This window comes from Sinorhizobium mexicanum, assembly GCF_013488225.1.
Lineage (GTDB): Bacteria > Pseudomonadota > Alphaproteobacteria > Rhizobiales > Rhizobiaceae > Sinorhizobium > Sinorhizobium mexicanum.
The window spans coordinates 2,167,314-2,184,677 of sequence record NZ_CP041238.1 but is presented as its reverse complement, the minus strand read 5'-3'; the positions used below and the strand labels follow the sequence as shown (position 1 = coordinate 2,184,677).

The following is a 17,364-nucleotide window of genomic DNA, read 5'->3' as shown; positions in this document are numbered from 1 at the left end:
CAATAAAATAAGCCCGGCGCTGAGGCCGGGCCGCTTGCATCGTCTTCCGTCGCTACTTGATCGAGCCGACGGCGATGTTGTCCATTTGCCGGTTGAGGTTGACGCCGATGACCGGGATCATGGTGTTCTCGACCTTGACGGAGATCGTGATGTTCATGGTCTCCGCATCCTGCAGCCGGGCGATCATCGCGCCATTGAGCTGCTTGCGATTGATCCCTACAACGACCTTATCCTTGGCGACATTGCCGGAGACCACGTCGAGGCCCTTGCCGTCGGCGCCATCGAGGAACTTGCCCGTATAGCTGCCGCCCTTCTGCGTAATCATGGCAGACATCGGCTGCTTGAAGACGCCGACCCGGCAGAAGCCGTCAAGCTTGATCCCGGCGTCTGCACCCGATGTCGGTTCGCCGGTGAGGTCGCAGGTAAATTTCGTGCCTTTGTATTTGCCGGCGACGATCTCGCCGGGACCTTTCCACTGGCCGGCCACCCTCTCAAAAAACGCCTTGTCGCGGGCGCCGGAAGACGCCGGCGTCGCAAGGCCGACTGTGGCAGCAAGCGCAAAAGCGGCAACGCCGCGAACGATCAAAGAAGGGCGCGAGAACATAATCGATCCTTGATGGGTCAACGTCCGAAACTGGTAACCACATTTGCGCTGAAATGGTTAATGGACGGTTTCTTTATTGCTCATATACATACCAGCCCCCTGGACAGCGCCTATGAAAAAAACGCCGCTTGGGTGGCTCACGCAGGCCTCACCGGGAATTGCGTCGATGAGGGCAGACGTGTTTTTGAAACTTTATCGCTGCCTGTTACGTCATTGTCATATCGCGGGAGGTCTTGGACATGGCAACGGCGATAGACAAGCATGACACTAAGCTCCAGCGGACGACGATTCGTCGGCATGGGCTCGCGACGCGGATCACACACTGGACATGGGCGGTCGCGCTGTTCTTCCTGCTCCTCAGCGGATTGCAGATCTTCAATGCCCACCCATCGCTTTATATCGGCGAGCAATCCGGTTTCGCATTCGACAATAGCGTGCTGTCGATCCGCGCGGTCAGAGGAGCCGACGGTAACGCCGAAGGTCTGACAACGTTATTCGGTCGGCCTATCGACACCACCGGCCTGTTCGGTGTCAGCGGACCGGAGGAGGACCGGGCGTACCAGGCATTTCCGGCCTGGCTGACCGTGCCGTCCTATCATGATCTCGCGACAGGCAGGGTCGTCCACTTCTTCTTCGCCTGGCTGTTTGCGGCCACGTTCGCCTCGTGGTTTGCTGCGAGCCTGATTAACGGCCACCTGCGGCGCGACATCCTGCCGACCTTCTCGGATATTCGCGGCTTGCCGGGCAATGTCGTCGAGCATTTGCGGTTCCGTTTTCATCACGGCCGCTCTTACAACGGTCTTCAGAAAATCTCCTATGCGATTGTTCTTCTCGCACTTTTCCCGCTTATGATCCTCACGGGACTGACGATGTCACCGGGAATGAACGCGGCACTGCCCTGGCTGACGGAGATCTTCGGCGGCCGCCAGACGGCGCGCACCATCCATTTTGTTGTCATGCTGCTGCTCGTTGGCTTCTTTGCCATCCACATCCTCATGGTCTTTGCCGCCGGACCGATCAACGAGCTGCGCTCCATGGTGACCGGGCGTTACCGCATCGACCGGGAGGCGGCCGAGGGAAGGTCCGAACGATGAGCCGGATCAACATCAACCGTAGGCGGCTTTTGACCGTGGCAGGTGTCGCAGCATCTACGTTGCCGCTTGCTGGATGCGATGCATTGGACGGCATGCTGGCGAGCGGAGCGACCGCGCGTAATGCCATGGCCAAGGCGAATGGCCTGACCTATCGCGTCCAGCGCTTCCTGATCGGTGCCGACAGCCTGGCAAAAGAATATTCGGAGAGCGAGATCCGGCAAGGACAAAGGCCGAACGGCTCGACCGACCCAACGGACGCCACCTACATCGCGCTTCGGGATAGCGCTTTCGCCGGCTACCGTTTGGACATCGGCGGGCTTGTCGACCGGCCTCTCAGCCTGTCGCTCGATGAATTGCGCAACATGCCTTCCCGCACGCAAATCACCCGGCACGATTGCGTCGAAGGCTGGAGTTGCATCGCGAAGTGGACAGGTGTCCCGCTCGCCACCGTTCTGGACGAAGCAAGGGCGAAGCCGGAGGCACGCTACGTCGTGTTTCGATGCTTCGATACGATGAGTCTCGGCCTCTCCGGGGAGGTCGCCTACTACGAGTCGATCGATATGCTGGATGCGCGCCATCCACAGACGATCCTCGCCTATGGATTGAACGGCTCGCCGCTCCCGGTCGCGAACGGCGCGCCCTTGCGCCTGAGGGTGGAGCGCCAGCTCGGATACAAGATGGCGAAATACGTTCGCTCGATCGAACTCGCCTCCGACCTCGCTCCCTACGGTCAGGGAAAGGGCGGTTTCTGGGAGGACCTCGGCTATGACTGGTATGCGGGCATATAGAGCAATTCCAGGAAAAGTGTGTAACGGTTTTCCGTCCGGAATTGCGTAGTTTCAAAGGGTTAGATCATTTCACTGTTTCAATGAAACAATGAAATGATCTAGCGCCGCCGGCGGGCTGTATTCGTCCGTAAACAGCCATGGTTAGCCCGCCGCCACTGGTGGCGATCAGCTCTCGGGTCGATCTGCCGAACGCGACGCACCGGGCGCGAGATCGGAAAGGAAGTCGCCGATCCCCGGACGCTTCAGCGCGCGGAATGGCATGGGGCGGCACAGATCCATCGCCGCTATCCCGATGCGCGCGGTCATCAGTCCGTTGATGACCCCCTCGCCAAGCCGCGCGGAGAGTTTGGACGCGAGGCCGTGGCCCAAAACCTGTTGGATGAGGCTGTCACCGGCGGCGATCGAGCCGGTGACGGCGAGATGCGCGATGACGTCGCGCATGAGCCGCAGCATGCCGAGCGTGCCCGGGCGACCGCCGTAGAGTTCCGCCATAGCACGGATCATCCGGGCGGATTCGTAGAGGACATAGCCGAGATCGACGAGTGCGCGCGGGCTTACGGCGGTGACGATCGACACGCGTTTCGAGGCGGCCAGAATGATCCGGCGCGCCTCGCGGTCGAGCGGGGTCAGCAGTTCCCGCTCGGTCAACTCTATGAGGTGAGGGCCGTCGATGATCTCGCCATCGGTTTCCGCGAGCCGCGCCCGGCCTTTCGCCGTGCGGGGATTGGCGGCCAGCAGGTGGACAAGCCTCGCGGTTGCGGCACGCGCAGTCTTGGCGCTGGCCGCAGAATCACTGACATCCTTTTTCAACTGCTGTATCGCTGTCAGCTGCATCATCCCGAAGAGCTCGCGCACGACCGCGCCCAGGAAGGCGAGGGCACCAATCGCGACGATAGCGATCGCGCCGTAGCCAAGCCAATCGGCGCGGGAAAACAGGTCGCGAATCAGGCGATCGACCCACAAGCCCAGGGCAAGCGAAAGCAGTATTCCCAGCGCGCCCGCGGCCACCTTACCGAAAGAAAACCGACGGCGACGCGGGCTGGCTTCCGGCGGATTGAGTGCCTCGATCGCTGCCGTCGTCTCGATGAAGGGATCTTCAGCATCAGGCGTCATGACGACCCGGTCGCCGAAGCTTGCCGGCGCGCGGCGTTGTTGTTGTCGCTCAGCATGTTCGGTCTGTTCGTCAGGCTCGACGGAGAAGGAGGCGGGCTTGCGCCCACGGTTCTTGAAATCGTCGCTCATGCCAGGCGATCTCCGAGCAGGAACTGCATCGCACGGTCGAGCCGGATATGTGGGACCGAGAGCTTCAATCCGCCGCGCGTCTCTTCCAGATGCGGTGGGCGGAAGCGCACGAAGTTCAGCTCAGGCATTGAGCGCTCCGCTTCCGTGGGTTTCGAGGTGTTGTAATGCCCATCCATTTGCTCAAAAAGAACTTCAGGATCTTCCGGTAAGTCACCGGGAAATATCGCCGTCTTTCTTTCTCCGTCGAATACGTCGCCATTGATCCTCTCGCCGGCGATCGGGGTGCCGACGATCACCGGAAGCGTATGGCCGTTGTGGTTTACCGTCGCCTCGCGCGTCGCGCGTACGGATGCAAGCGCCATCACTTCAAGACCTGCGCCACTCATGCCGATCCGTTCAGCCGCGCGGCTCACGAGCCGGGCGGTGATGCGTTCGAGCCGGTCGTGGCTTTCGTGGTGCAGATGGTCGGCCTTGGTAGCGGCGACCAGGACCCGGTCGATCCGGCGCGTGAACAGCGACGAAAGCCAAGAATTGGTGCCGGGCCGGAAGCAGGCGAGCACGTCGGCAAGTGCCTGTTCCAGATCACTCAGCGCTTCCTGCCCGCGATTGATCGCTTGCAGAGCGTCGACAAGGACGATCTGGCGGTCGAGACGGGCGAAGTGCTCGCGGAAGAACGGGCTGACGACGTGGGTCTTGTAGGCTTCGTACCGGCGCTCCATCATCGCCCAGAGCGATCCCTTCGGCGCGCGGCCAGCAGGCAGATCCGGAAGCGGCGAAAAGGTCAGCGCCGGCGAACCCTCGAGGTCTCCGGGCATCAGGAAACGGCCCGGCGGCAACGTCGAGAGGGATCGCTCGTCGGCCTTGCAGGCTTGGAGATAGGCAGTGAAGCTTTCGGCAAGCCGCCGGGCGCTGCCCTCGTCGGCTGCCGCAGTGGCACCACTCACCGACGCAAGCGCCAGCCATTCGCGCGAAAGACTTGCGCGTGTGCCGGCACGCGCCCGCTGCACCGTGCCCTCGCTGAACTGCCGAAAATCCTGCGCGAGCAGGGGCAGGTCGAGCAGCCATTCCCCCGGATAGTCGACGATGTCTATCGACAGCCGCCCGGGCGAGAACATCCGATTCCAGCCGCTGGCGCTTTCATAGTCAAGCGTGATGCGCAGCTGCGAAATCGCCCTCGTCGAATCGGGCCAGACCCGATCCCTGACCAGAGCGGCGATATGATCCTCGTATTGGAAGCGCGGCACCGCATCGTCAGGCTGCGGCTCCAGACGGACCTTCGAGACCCGCCCGGATCGGATGGGTTCGAACACGGGCAGGCGACCGCCATTCAGCAAATTATGGACGAGCGACGAAATGAAAACGGTCTTGCCGGCACGCGACAGGCCGGTCACTCCGAGCCGGACTGCGGGATTGACGAGCCCGGATGCGCGATCGGCAAGATTGTCCAGCGCAATCAGGGCATCATCTTTGAAGCTGCTCAAAATGGGCGCCAAGTCTATCCGTTCCTCGGGATTGATTCCGTCGCTATGAGAATCTTCTGCTCACCTGCAGCCATTAGATCATTGAAACTACGCAATTCCGGACGGAAAACCGTTACACACTTTTCCTGGAATTGCCCTAAAGACGCCGCGCACATGCTTTGACCGTGGTGCGATATAGGAAATCTTTCCGCCACTGCAACGACGTAGTCGGATTTTCGGGTGGTGGGCAGGATTTCGTCACGATCTTCCCGGCTCCCCCGGCACGGGCAGCAACAGCGTCGAAAGCCTCGCCAACCATCTGGCGCCCGCGCTCGGGGGTGCCGAAAAGTCGATGACTGCCAAGGCGGCCGGGGGGTAGCCGTCCGCGAGGATCCTGTCCGCGGCGGCGTCGCCGAGGAGACGCCGAAACAGTTCCTCGATCATCGGATTGTGACCGATGAGCATCAGCGAGGCCAGGCTGGAATTTGCATCGAGAAGCTCGGCGTAGACGTTCATAGATCCCGTATAGAGCGCATCGATGTATTGAAGGTCGATGTCTTCGCCGAGCGTTCGGTAGAGCGGTTCGGCGGTCTGGCGACACCGCACCGCGGTCGAGCATAGGATCAAGTCCGGTCGAATGCCATGGTCGGCAGCACTCTGGGCGATCAGTTCCGCCTCGGCGAAGCCGGTATCGTCAAGCGTGCGATCGAAATCCCGCTGGCCCGGCAGCGCCCAGCCCGAACGGGCGTGGCGGAGAAGGAAGAGGCGAAATGCCGGGGCGACGCTGTCTTGCATATATCTTCCGGGGGCGGCCAAATCGCCCGAGGGTTGGAGGCACCTATTGTGGCCGGATCCCAGTCGCGAGTCCGGCAGGATCGGTACCTTGTCCCGCGGCCGCAGCAAAGATCAAGCCGTCGGCTTACGTTTTCCTTGGAACCTAAACCTATTGAATTGACGCCCAGGGCACACCAGATGTCGCAATCCAATATCTCGCCGGCATCGGCCGGCGGTTCGGGGTAGAGCGGCCAGCCTTCATCGGCGATCAAGACTTCGTGTGTAATTTTGATGAAATAATCGCCAGTTAGCCTGAAATGCAAGCATTGTTAAAATGCGGTTGAGTGTCTGGCACAAGGCTTGAATCAGAGCTTCCATAGGTCTATACACCGCCGCAATGAGATGTTCTTCAGGAGAATCGCGTTGAGTGAGAAGATCGATCTTAGTACCTTTGTCCTCTCCGAGGACGAGGAATTCATGAATGCAAGCCACCGGGCATATTTTCGTGCAAAGTTGAATGCCTGGAAAAATGATATCCTTCGCGAAGCCCGTGAGACACTGGACCACTTGGCAGAGGAGAGCGCCAACCATCCGGACCTCGCGGACCGAGCTTCTTCCGAAACAGACCGGGCCATCGAATTGCGCGCCCGGGACCGGCAACGGAAACTGATCGCCAAGATCGATGCTGCATTGCAGCGGCTTGACGAAGGCACCTACGGTTATTGTGAGGAAACGGGCGAACCGATCGGTTTGAAACGGTTGGACGCCCGGCCGATTGCAACCCTCTCGATCGAGGCGCAGGAGCGCCACGAACGTCGCGAGAAAGTCTATCGGGACGAGTAACGGATACAGGTTCTTCCTGATCGGAAAAAACGGCGCAGTTAACTGCGCCGTTTTTCTTTATGGGGCCACTTAATGCATGTCGCCTAAAAGTATGCAGCGGTCTTGAACAACGACATAGGTGAAAACAAAGACCGAAGCCCGTCACATGAGGCCGCTTAAACGCGAAGCACTTTCAAGGCCTACATGCCTTCGAGCAACCAGCGCTCAGGGCTTACGCCCGGCGGAAATGTCGGCGAGCATGCGTGTCATTTCGTCTTCGATCGTCGGCTCCTTGCGGATATTGTCCGGACTGCCTCCGAGCAAGGGTTCCTGACGGCCAGCCGCGATCGGCCGGCTCTCGGCCTGGGGCCCAACAGTGGGCGCCAGCCGTTGAAGATCGCCGCTGATCTCCGCATCGAGAATCCGCTCGAAGTCCGAAACCCTATCCGACGCCGCCGGTTGAACCGGCATCGCCGGTGTCTGCGCCGCCGGCACGAAGGCCGTTTGGATTGAGCCCTGCTGCATGGGCGCCTGCTCGCGCCGCGGCGCGGCTGGCAGCACCCGCTCGCGGGCGACGTCGAAAATATCTTCCGCACGTTCTATGGCGGAGGTGGTGGGAACCGCGGACACGGGCGGCGTGATCCTGGCGGGCGGCTGTTGCTGGAGTGGCTGCGCCGCCGCCGCGGGTCTTTGCTCCGCAGCAAGACGGATCGGCGGTGCCGGCTCCACTCGGGGAGCCGCTAGCTGCACCTGCTCTTCCACGCGCGCTGCTGGGCGCATCTGGGCAGGGGCTCCCGTTTCTGCCGGGATCGGTGCCGGCGCCGGGGCATGCCTTGGTTCGGGTCTCGGTTCAGGACTGGGGGCGACCTTCGGCGCCTCGACGGCCTTTTGTTCCGCGGGGACGGCGGCGCCCGTCTCTGCCGGTGGGGTCCTACCGGGCGCTATTCGGCTTTCGACGACGATGTCCGTCGGGCCGCCGATCATGATGAGATGTTCGACGTCGTCGCGGCGAACAAGCACCAGGCGGCGGCGCGCATCGACGGCAGCGGCATCGAGGACGGCGAGTCTCGGCTGTCTGTTCTTGCCGCCGCGCACAAAGGGAGAGGAGGGCCTGTGGCGCATGATCCAGAGCACGGCTACAAGGCACAAGAGCCCGACGGCAACGGCCGCGGCGGCGATGATGAAGCGGCTGCCGTTGTCCCCGACAATGGTTTCGATCATAGGCTGAACTCCTTCTGCCTCCCCCGCATGTCAATATTTGACGGCTTTTTTCAGGCCGGTACAAGCGCGCGCCCGACATTCCCTGTGAATTGACCGCGATGCTTCCGCAGAGACGCTTTTTGCTGTTATCTCTGATTGTTAAAGATGATTCCAGTTCGATGATCCGAACGCGGGAAAAGCACTTGCGGATTTCGCGAAGCGTTGGTCGAACGCCGGCTACTGCATGATTCCTTAAGCCGGGATCGATTTGAGGATAAGTTATGCAGCAACGCAAAGGATTGCAGCGAGTCTTGCACGCCTGAACAAGGAGCGCGCGGCCGCAGCGGCAGGTGAGGACCCGATGACGAAATTGCGGCAGTCAGGTGACTACCAGATGCCGGTCGTTGACCGCGGCGTCCGGCCCGGCACGGTCTTGCGGATCATCCTGCTGGCGATCGTTCTCACCGCGTCGGCAGCCGCCTTCGTCGTCTTCAAGAACCAGCTCGAAAACGAAATCGTCCTCGGCATCCTGGGCGTGCTGGCGATGGTCGGGATATTCTTCCTGGTCTCGTCGGTGATCGGCTTCATAGAGGTCATGCCGCAGACGCGTCCCGACGAGCTCGCGCGTGCCTTTCTCGATGCCCACGAGGATGGCACGATCGTCACCGACCGCAGGGGGCGGATCATCTATGCCAATGCCGCCTACGGCGCTCTGACCGGTGCCAAGAGCGCCGCCGGCATCCAATCGCTCGAGACCATTCTCTCCAGGAACCGCGAGGCAACCGAAGCGATCTATCGGCTCACCAACGGGCTCCACGAAGGCAAGAAGGGGCACGAGGAATTCCGGCTGCTGAAGCCGCTCGCAAACGGTGCATCGATCGCCTCCGGCGCCCACTGGTTCCGTCTGAAGGCTCGCGTGCTGCCTTTGGAGGACAGCGACAGGAACCCGCTCTATCTCTGGCAGATCGCCGACATCACCGCCGAGCGCGACGATCAGGAGCGCTTCTTCAAGGAACTGCAGAACGCGATCGACTATCTCGATCACGCCCCTGCAGGCTTCTTCTCGGCCGGACGCAAGGGCGAGATCTTCTACATCAATGCCACCCTTGCCGATTGGCTCGGCATCGATCTCACCAAGTTTCAACCGGGGTCGGTCAGCATTGCCGATGTGGTCGCCGGCGAGGGTCTCGCACTCGTCCAGTCGGTCCAGGCGGAACCAGGCTTCAAGAAGACGAAGGTGCTCGACCTCGACCTGCGCAAGGCCAACGGCCAGAGCCTGCCGGTGCGTCTGATCCACCGCGTTTCGTCCACCCGTGACGGTGCGCCCGGCGAAAGTCGGACGATTGTCATGTCGCGTGAAGGCGATGATGGCGATCAGTCGGCTTCGAACGCCGCCATGCGCTTCACGCGCTTCTTCAACAACACCCCGATGGCGATCGCCTCGGTCGACGGCGACGGGCGGATCCTGAGGACCAACGCTCCGTTCCTGAAGCTGTTTGCTGGGCTTGTTTCACAGGACGACGTCGAGCGCGGCGCGCTGATCGAAACCGTCGTCCACGAATCCGAAAAGGGCCGCCTTCAGGAAGCACTTGCGGCGGCGAAGGACCGGCAGGGCGACATCGCGCCGATCGACGCCTTGCATCCGAGTGACGAGGCGCGGCATTTCCGCTTCTACGTCAACGCCGTGATCGACCAGAGCGATCAGGCGCCGGAGGAGACAGCGATCATCTATGCGCTGGAGATCACCGAGCAGAAGGCGCTCGAGACCCAGATGGCGCAGACGCAGAAGATGAACGCCGTGGGGACGCTCGCAGGCGGCATCGCACACGATTTCAACAATGTCCTGACCGCGATCCTGCTTTCCTCCGACCACCTTCTGCTTTCGGCGCGCCCCGCGGATGCCACCTTCGCCGACCTGATGGAAATCAAGCGCAATGCCAATCGCGCCGCCGTGCTCGTGCGGCAGCTGCTTGCGTTCTCGCGCAAGCAGACGATGCGCCCGACGGTGCTTAACCTCACCGACGTCATCGGCGACCTGCGCATGCTTGTCGACCGGATGACCGGTACCAATGTCAAGGTCGAGGTTGACTACGGGCGAGACCTTTGGCCGGTGAAGACCGATCTCGGTCAGTTCGAGCAGGTCCTGCTCAATCTCGCCGTCAATGCGCGCGACGCCATGCCTGAAGGCGGAACTATCACGCTGCGGACGCGAAATCTGCCGGCAAGCGAAGTGGCGGCGCTCGGACGACGGGAGCTGCCGGAGGACGACTTCGTCCTGGTCGAGGTCGCCGACCAGGGCACCGGCATTCCCCAGGAGATCATGGACAAGATCTTCGAGCCCTTCTTTACGACGAAGGAAGTCGGCAAGGGCACCGGTCTCGGCCTTTCGATGGTCTACGGCATCGTCAAGCAGTCGGGCGGCTATATCTATCCGGAATCGGAAGTCGGCAAGGGCACCACCTTCCGTATTCTGCTGCCGCGCCATGTCGAGGAAGTCGCAGCCGAAGTGACGTCGGCAACCGAGGCGCCGATGCCGGCGGCCAGTAACCTGGTCGTGGCGCCCGCGCCTAAGGCTGAATCGGAGCCCGCGGACCTCACCGGCGATTCCGCTGTCGTGCTGCTGGTCGAGGACGAGGAAGCGGTGCGCCGCGGCGGCAAGCGCATGCTCGAAACGCGCGGCTACACCGTTCACGAGGCCGGATCTGGTGTCGAAGCGCTCGACATCATGGACGAACTCAACGGCGCGGTCGACATCGTCGTATCGGACGTCGTGATGCCGGAGATGGACGGGCCGACGCTGCTGCGTGAACTGCGCAAGAAATACCCGGACTTGAAGTTCATTTTCGTGTCGGGTTACGCGGAAGACGCGTTTGCGCGCAACCTCCCGGCCGACGCGAAATTCGGTTTCCTGCCGAAGCCATTCTCGCTGAAACAGCTGGCAGTGGCCGTTCGCGAGATGCTGGATTCTTGATCGGGCGTTGATCTCTAACGCGTTCATGAAAAAGGCCCGAGCCAATGCCGGGCCTTCTTCGAGCAAATTCCTGGAAAAGTGTAACGACCTCTCGTCAGGGTTGCGTTGCGTTACTTACTTCGCCGTCAGTGCGACCGCGATCTCGGCGGCGAGACGGGCGTTGTTTTCCACGAGCGCGATATTGGTGTCGAGGCTGCGGCCGTCGGTCATGTGGAAAAGGTTGTCGAGCAGGTAGGGCGTGACGGCCTTGCCGACGATCTCGTCACTCGCCGCATTGTCGAGGGCACGGGTGATGTAGATTTCCATCTCCTCGCGCGGAATTTCGCTCCCTTCGGGAACCGGATTGGCAACAAGCATGCCGCCGTCGATGCCGAGCAGGTCGCGCATCTTCTGAAAATTGGCGATCGCGGCGGGGCTGTTGAGCATCAATGGGCTCTTGATACCGGAATCGCGCGACCAGAAGGCCGGGAAGGTTTCGCTGTCATAGGTGACGACCGGAACACCGCGAGTCTCCAGCACTTCAAGCGTTTTCGGAATGTCGAGAATGGCCTTGGCGCCGGCGCAGACAACGATCACGCCGGTGCGGGCAAGTTCGTCCAGATCGGCGGAAATGTCGAAGCTCTCTTCCGCGCCGCGGTGAACGCCGCCGATCCCGCCGGTGGCAAATACGCTGATGCCGGCGCGCGCCGCAGCGATCATCGTCGCCGCCACGGTCGTGGCGCCCGTACGGCGTTCGGCGATCGCGAAGGCAAGATCGGCACGCGACAGCTTCATCGCGCCTTCCGTTTTCGAAAGTGCTTCCAGCTTCGCGTCGTCGAGACCGATGTGAAGGACACCGTGAATGACCGCAATGGTCGCGGGCACGGCGCCCTGTTCACGGATGATCGCCTCGACGCTGCGGGCCATGTTGAGGTTGCCGGGGTAGGGCATGCCATGGGTGATGATCGTCGATTCCAGCGCGACGATCGGCGCACCGCGTGCCTTTGCGGCCGCCACTTCATCGGAATATTCGATCGGCAGGGACGGGGAGGAGGGCTTGCTCATGAATCTATCCTTAAATCACGATCATGCTCGGCTGAATCGAACCAAAATCATCGAGATCGTTTGTAAAAAAGGTGAAAGTGAGAGCGGGCGGAAAGCTGCGCATGCTTTCGTCCCGCCCGGCGTTCAACGTCGGTTCTCATGACAGCATTTGCGGCGCCGGCACAAGGGCAATCGCCTGTTCGAGATTGCCCCGAGACATTTCTTCCGAAACGGCAAAAGGCGAGCGAAGCGCAATCCCGGCCGCGGCTATGCCATGGCGCAGGCATCCGGCAAGATCGAAACCCGAAAGCCGCGCCGTGAGGAACCCCGAGGCCAAGGCGTCGCCGGCGCCAGTGACATCCGCCAGCGCCGGGAGGGCTGGCGGGAAAATGACGCTTGCCTCGCCGCGGTCGAAGGCGACCGCAGCGGCGCCGCCGCGTGTTACGACGCCACCCCTGAGGCCTGCCTCCCGCAACAGCGTTGGCCAGTTTTTGGCGTCGCTGGCGTCGATCCCGGTCAGGGCACGCGCTTCCGCCTCGTTCATGAACAGGAAGCTGAGCCCGCTGAGGCATTTCCTGAAGCGCATCACCTTTGCCGGCGACACGGCGATGCCGGCCACAAGTCGGCCGTCCCCGGATGCCGCGTTGACCAAGGCGACAAGCGTTTCCTCGGGGAGGTTGGCATCCATGAGCACCAGATCGCTTACCGCCAATATTTCGCGTATCGCGCGCTGCTGCAGCCGGCGCGGCGAGAACAACTGGTAGAGCTCCATGTCAGCAAGCGCGATGACGAGGTTGCCATCGTTTTCGAGGATCGCCGTATAACTCGGCGTTTTCCGATCGAGAAAGGTGAAGGGGCAATCGATGACGCCTGCCGCGGCCGCGGCCGCCGCCACCATCTCGCCTGCTGCGTCGCCGCCACGCGGGCTGATCATTCGTACGCTGTGACCGATGCGGGCGAGGTTTCTCGCCGCATTGAAACCGCCGCCTCCCGCTTCCTCGAACCACGAACCGGGATTGCTCGCGCCGGGAGCGGTCACGCCGCTGATGCGGCCGCGGCGGTCGATGTGGGCGCCGCCGAACACGGCGATTTCGCGTTTCTTCATAAAAGCTCCTCTTTGGACTGCTTCAATCCGCATTCACAGAGGCGGCACGGTCGCGAATCGCGCTAGTGTAGCCAAGCCCGGCCGAGCTTCGGCATGGGCTTTGCGGAAATGTGGTACAATGCCCGTGAACAAGAATCGAACGCAACGAGAATAACCGTTATCATTCAATTGGTTGCCACTCTATTGCCAAAGCAGAACAAACCATGTACAAAAACTCCTGCGGCGGCTTCATTGCCTCGGTAGCTTCAATAACCTAAAGGTGGGACCAAATGGCACAAAACTCTTTGCGGCTCGTAGAGGACAAATCGGTGGATAAAAGCAAGGCACTTGAAGCGGCTCTCTCCCAGATCGAACGGTCGTTCGGCAAGGGATCGATTATGAAGCTCGGTTCGAAGGACAGTGTAATCGAGATCGAAACTGTTTCGACCGGATCGCTCGGCCTCGATATCGCGCTCGGCATTGGCGGCCTGCCGAAAGGGCGCATCATTGAAATCTACGGCCCTGAAAGCTCGGGCAAGACGACGCTGGCGCTGCAGACCATCGCCGAGGCACAGAAGAAGGGTGGCATTTGCGGCTTCGTTGACGCCGAACATGCGCTCGATCCGGTCTATGCGCGCAAGCTGGGCGTCGATCTTGAAAACCTCTTGATTTCGCAGCCGGACACCGGCGAACAGGCGCTGGAAATCACCGACACGCTGGTCCGTTCCGGCGCGATCGACGTCCTCGTCGTCGATTCCGTTGCAGCTCTCGTGCCGCGCGCCGAAATCGAAGGCGAAATGGGCGACAGTCTGCCGGGCATGCAGGCCCGCCTGATGAGCCAGGCACTGCGCAAGCTCACTGCGTCGATCTCCAAGTCCAACTGCATGGTTATCTTCATCAACCAGATCCGCATGAAGATCGGCGTCATGTTCGGTTCGCCGGAAACGACGACGGGTGGCAACGCGCTGAAGTTCTATGCGTCAGTTCGCCTCGATATTCGTCGCATCGGCTCGGTCAAGGAGCGCGAAGAGGTCGTCGGCAACCAGACCCGCGTCAAGGTCGTCAAGAACAAGATGGCACCACCCTTCAAGCAGGTGGAATTCGACATCATGTATGGCGAGGGCGTTTCCAAGACCGGTGAACTCATCGATCTTGGCGTCAAGGCCGGCATCGTCGAAAAATCCGGCGCCTGGTTTTCCTACAATAGCCAGCGCCTCGGCCAGGGCCGGGAGAACGCGAAACTTTTCCTGCGTGACAATCCCGATCTTCTGCGCGAGATCGAGATGGCTCTGCGGCAGAATGCGGGCCTGATCGCCGACAAGTTCCTGGAGAACGGCGGACCGGAGAGCGATGACGACGGCGATGCGGCTGCCGAAATGTAAGATCTGAGGCGGGCAAGTTTTGAATGAAGCCGGTCGTTTTTCTAGACGGCCGGTTTTTTGCTGCCGTCTGGACAGCGTGAGACACGGAAGATAAAAGCCTTTGGTTCCAGCGACCGACGTTGCTGGAGGGCGTGTCTATTGCCGATAGACGCGGGGTTGAAGATAGCGGTGCGCGGCCCGGCAAAAGTGCGGTCGCGACCGGGAATGGTGCACAGATAGGACGCAAGATGAGCGGCGTGAATGAAATCCGGTCGATGTTTCTCGACTACTTCCGCAAGAACGGTCACGAGATCGTGCCGTCGAGCCCCCTGGTGCCGCGCAACGACCCGACATTGATGTTCACCAATGCCGGCATGGTGCAGTTCAAAAACGTCTTTACCGGCCTGGAGCAGCGCCCCTATTCGACGGCCGCGACCGCGCAGAAATGCGTGCGCGCGGGCGGCAAGCACAACGACCTTGACAATGTCGGCTACACCGCCCGGCACCACACCTTCTTCGAGATGCTCGGCAACTTCTCGTTCGGCGACTATTTCAAGGAACGCGCGATCGAGCTCGCCTGGAACCTGATCACCAAGGAATACGGCCTCGACGCCAAGCGACTGCTCGTCACCGTCTATCATACCGACGACGAAGCCTTCGGCCTCTGGAAGAAGATCGCCGGCTTGAGCGACGACCGGATCATCCGCATTCCGACCAGCGATAACTTCTGGGCGATGGGTGATACCGGCCCTTGCGGCCCGTGCTCGGAAATCTTCTATGACCATGGCGAGCAGATCTGGGGCGGACCGCCCGGTTCGGCCGAAGAAGATGGCGACCGCTTCATCGAGATCTGGAATCTCGTGTTCATGCAGTACGAGCAGGTCACCAAGGAAGAGCGCATCGATCTTCCGCGCCCGTCGATCGATACCGGCATGGGACTGGAGCGTGTTGCTGCCGTCCTGCAGGGCCAGCACGATAATTATGACATCGATCTCTTCCGCGCGCTGATCGCTGCGTCCGAAGAAGCGACGGGCGTCAAGGCGGAGGGCGACCGCCGCGCCAGCCACCGCGTCATCGCCGACCATCTGCGCTCCTCCGCCTTCCTGATCGCCGACGGCGTACTGCCGTCGAACGAAGGCCGCGGCTATGTGCTGCGCCGCATCATGCGCCGCGCGATGCGGCACGCGCAGCTGCTCGGCGCGCAAGAGCCGCTGATGTGGAAGCTCCTGCCGGCACTCGTCGGCCAGATGGGCCGCGCCTATCCGGAACTTGCCCGCGCCGAAGCGCTGATCTCGGAGACCCTGAAACTGGAAGAGACCCGTTTCCGCAAGACGCTGGAGCGCGGTCTGAACCTCCTTTCAGAAGCCTCGGCAGATCTTTCCGAGGGCGATCAGTTCAACGGCGAGACAGCCTTCAAGCTCTACGACACCTACGGCTTCCCGCTCGACCTGACGCAGGACGCGCTGCGCGCCAAGGGCATCACCGTCGATACCGATGCGTTTTCCGCGGCAATGGAACGGCAGAAGGCGGAGGCCCGTGCAAACTGGGCCGGATCCGGTGAGGCCGCAACCGAGACGATCTGGTTTGAACTCAAGGAAAAGCACGGCGCGACAGAATTCCTCGGCTATGACACCGAGGCAGCCGAAGGCGTGATCCAGGCGATCGTCCGCGACGGTGCTGTGGTCGAATCCGCTGCGAAGGGCGAGACCGTTCAAGTGATCCTGAACCAGACACCCTTCTATGGCGAATCCGGCGGTCAGATGGGCGATACCGGCGTCATCGCGACCGACACTGGCAAGCTGACGGTCACTGACACCCAGAAGCGTGGCGAGGGGCTCTTTGTCCACTACGGCGTTGTCGCCGAAGGCAGTGTGAAAACCGGCGAGGCGGCCGCGCTGACCGTCGACCATGCGCGTCGCACGCGGCTCCGCTCCAATCACTCCGCGACCCACCTGCTGCACGAGGCGCTGCGCGAGGTGCTCGGCACGCACGTGGCGCAGAAGGGCTCGCTTGTGGCGCCGGAGCGGCTGCGCTTCGACGTATCGCATCCGAAGCCGATGACGGCCGACGAGTTGAAGGTCGTCGAGGAGATGGCGAACGAGATCATCGTTCAGAATTCGCCGGTGACGACGCGACTGATGACAGTCGACGACGCGATTGCGGAAGGCGCAATGGCGCTCTTCGGCGAGAAATATGGCGACGAGGTCCGCGTCGTCTCGATGGGACAAGGCGTTCGCGGGTCGAAAGCCGGAAAGCCCTATTCGGTCGAACTCTGCGGCGGCACGCATGTATCGGCGACGGGCGACATTGGTCTTGTGCGGGTCGTTTCTGAAAGTGCGGTCGGTGCCGGCGTGCGTCGAATCGAGGCACTGACGGGCGAGGCGGCTCGCGCCTACCTCAACGAGCAGGATGAGCGGGTGAAGACGCTGGCCTCCGCGCTCAAGGTCCAGCCGGCGGATGTTCTCGGCCGGGTCGAGGCCCTGCTCGACGAGCGCCGCAAGCTGGAGAGGGAACTGACCGAGGCGAAGAAGAAGCTGGCTCTCGTCGGTGATGGCCAGAATGGTTCGGCCGATGCCGCCCGTGATATCGCAGGCGTCCGCTTCCTTGGCAGGGTCGTGTCGGGCGTCGAGCCCAAGGACCTGAAGAGCCTCGCCGATGACGGCAAGAAGACGCTCGGTTCGGGCGTTGTCGCCTTCGTCGGTGTTTCCGGCGACGGCAAGGCAAGCGCGGTGGTGGCCGTTACCGACGACCTCACCTCGAAGGTCAGCGCCGTTGATCTGGTGCGCGTCGCTTCGGCCGCACTCGGTGGCAAGGGCGGTGGTGGACGCCCGGACATGGCTCAGGCCGGCGGACCGGATGGCAACCGCGCAGCCGAAGCGATCGAAGCGGTCGCCGTGGCGCTCGCCGGTTGACCTTGCGCTTGAGCAACCAAAGGAAAGGG

The 17,364-nt window shown here is 61.7% G+C and carries 13 protein-coding genes; 6 read left to right on the top strand and 7 right to left on the bottom strand.

Annotated elements, in window-relative coordinates:
• Window positions 1–52: 52 nt before the first annotated feature.
• Window positions 53–604 carry a hypothetical protein gene (locus FKV68_RS10295; protein WP_180937754.1) on the bottom strand — a complete coding sequence of 184 codons (552 nt, stop codon included), beginning with the start codon at window positions 602–604 and terminating at the stop codon, window positions 53–55.
• Between the two features lie 239 nt (window positions 605–843).
• Here FKV68_RS10295 and FKV68_RS10290 point away from each other — a divergent pair, with 239 nt between their 5' ends.
• Both FKV68_RS10290 and FKV68_RS10285 read left to right on the top strand, forming a co-directional pair.
• Window positions 844–1,698 (top strand): cytochrome b/b6 domain-containing protein, encoded by an 855-nt coding sequence (locus FKV68_RS10290; RefSeq protein WP_180937753.1) that lies wholly within the window; start codon window positions 844–846, stop codon window positions 1,696–1,698.
• Window positions 1,695–2,486 carry a molybdopterin-binding protein gene (locus FKV68_RS10285; protein ID WP_180937752.1) on the top strand — a complete coding sequence of 264 codons (792 nt, stop codon included), beginning with the start codon at window positions 1,695–1,697 and terminating at the stop codon, window positions 2,484–2,486. Before FKV68_RS10290 ends, FKV68_RS10285 begins: the two co-directional genes overlap by 4 nt.
• A 165-nt stretch (window positions 2,487–2,651) precedes the next feature.
• Here FKV68_RS10285 and FKV68_RS10280 read toward each other — a convergent pair whose 3' ends face one another.
• The 3 genes from FKV68_RS10280 to FKV68_RS10270 form a co-directional block, all read right to left on the bottom strand.
• Complete coding sequence (locus FKV68_RS10280; protein WP_180937751.1) at window positions 2,652–3,728, bottom strand: YcjF family protein; 1,077 nt, start codon at window positions 3,726–3,728, stop codon at window positions 2,652–2,654.
• Window positions 3,725–5,221 (bottom strand): YcjX family GTP-binding protein, encoded by a 1,497-nt coding sequence (locus FKV68_RS10275; RefSeq protein ID WP_180937750.1) that lies wholly within the window; start codon window positions 5,219–5,221, stop codon window positions 3,725–3,727. Before FKV68_RS10275 ends, FKV68_RS10280 begins: the two co-directional genes overlap by 4 nt.
• Before the next feature lie 225 nt (window positions 5,222–5,446).
• A complete protein-coding gene (locus FKV68_RS10270; RefSeq protein ID WP_180937749.1) occupies window positions 5,447–5,983 on the bottom strand; it encodes a SixA phosphatase family protein in 537 nt (178 codons plus the stop codon).
• A 402-nt stretch (window positions 5,984–6,385) separates the two neighbouring features.
• Between FKV68_RS10270 and dksA the strand changes: the two genes are divergently transcribed.
• A complete protein-coding gene (gene dksA, locus FKV68_RS10265; RefSeq protein WP_180941460.1) occupies window positions 6,386–6,805 on the top strand; it encodes an RNA polymerase-binding protein DksA in 420 nt (139 codons plus the stop codon).
• A gap of 204 nt (window positions 6,806–7,009) precedes the next feature.
• On the opposite strand, the gene FKV68_RS10260 is transcribed toward dksA, so the two are convergent.
• Window positions 7,010–8,005, bottom strand: coding sequence for a flagellar biosynthetic protein FliO (locus FKV68_RS10260; protein WP_180937748.1), 996 nt, complete (start codon window positions 8,003–8,005; stop codon window positions 7,010–7,012).
• A 340-nt stretch (window positions 8,006–8,345) separates the two neighbouring features.
• Here FKV68_RS10260 and cckA point away from each other — a divergent pair, with 340 nt between their 5' ends.
• A complete protein-coding gene (cckA, locus tag FKV68_RS10255) occupies window positions 8,346–10,955 on the top strand; it encodes a cell cycle histidine kinase CckA (protein WP_180937747.1) in 2,610 nt (869 codons plus the stop codon).
• A 114-nt stretch (window positions 10,956–11,069) separates the two neighbouring features.
• Here cckA and FKV68_RS10250 read toward each other — a convergent pair whose 3' ends face one another.
• Both FKV68_RS10250 and FKV68_RS10245 read right to left on the bottom strand, forming a co-directional pair.
• Window positions 11,070–11,999 (bottom strand): pseudouridine-5'-phosphate glycosidase, encoded by a 930-nt coding sequence (locus tag FKV68_RS10250; RefSeq protein ID WP_180937746.1) that lies wholly within the window; start codon window positions 11,997–11,999, stop codon window positions 11,070–11,072.
• Window positions 12,000–12,135: 136 nt separating this feature from the next.
• The gene (locus tag FKV68_RS10245; protein WP_180937745.1) at window positions 12,136–13,083 is read right to left on the bottom strand and encodes a carbohydrate kinase family protein; all 948 of its coding nucleotides are present in this window, start codon (window positions 13,081–13,083) and stop codon (window positions 12,136–12,138) included.
• A 269-nt stretch (window positions 13,084–13,352) separates the two neighbouring features.
• Here FKV68_RS10245 and recA point away from each other — a divergent pair, with 269 nt between their 5' ends.
• Complete coding sequence (gene recA / locus FKV68_RS10240; RefSeq protein ID WP_136505560.1) at window positions 13,353–14,444, top strand: recombinase RecA; 1,092 nt, start codon at window positions 13,353–13,355, stop codon at window positions 14,442–14,444.
• Window positions 14,445–14,671: 227 nt separating this feature from the next.
• Window positions 14,672–17,335, top strand: coding sequence for an alanine--tRNA ligase (gene alaS, locus FKV68_RS10235; RefSeq protein ID WP_180937744.1), 2,664 nt, complete (start codon window positions 14,672–14,674; stop codon window positions 17,333–17,335).
• Window positions 17,336–17,364 lie beyond the last annotated feature (29 nt).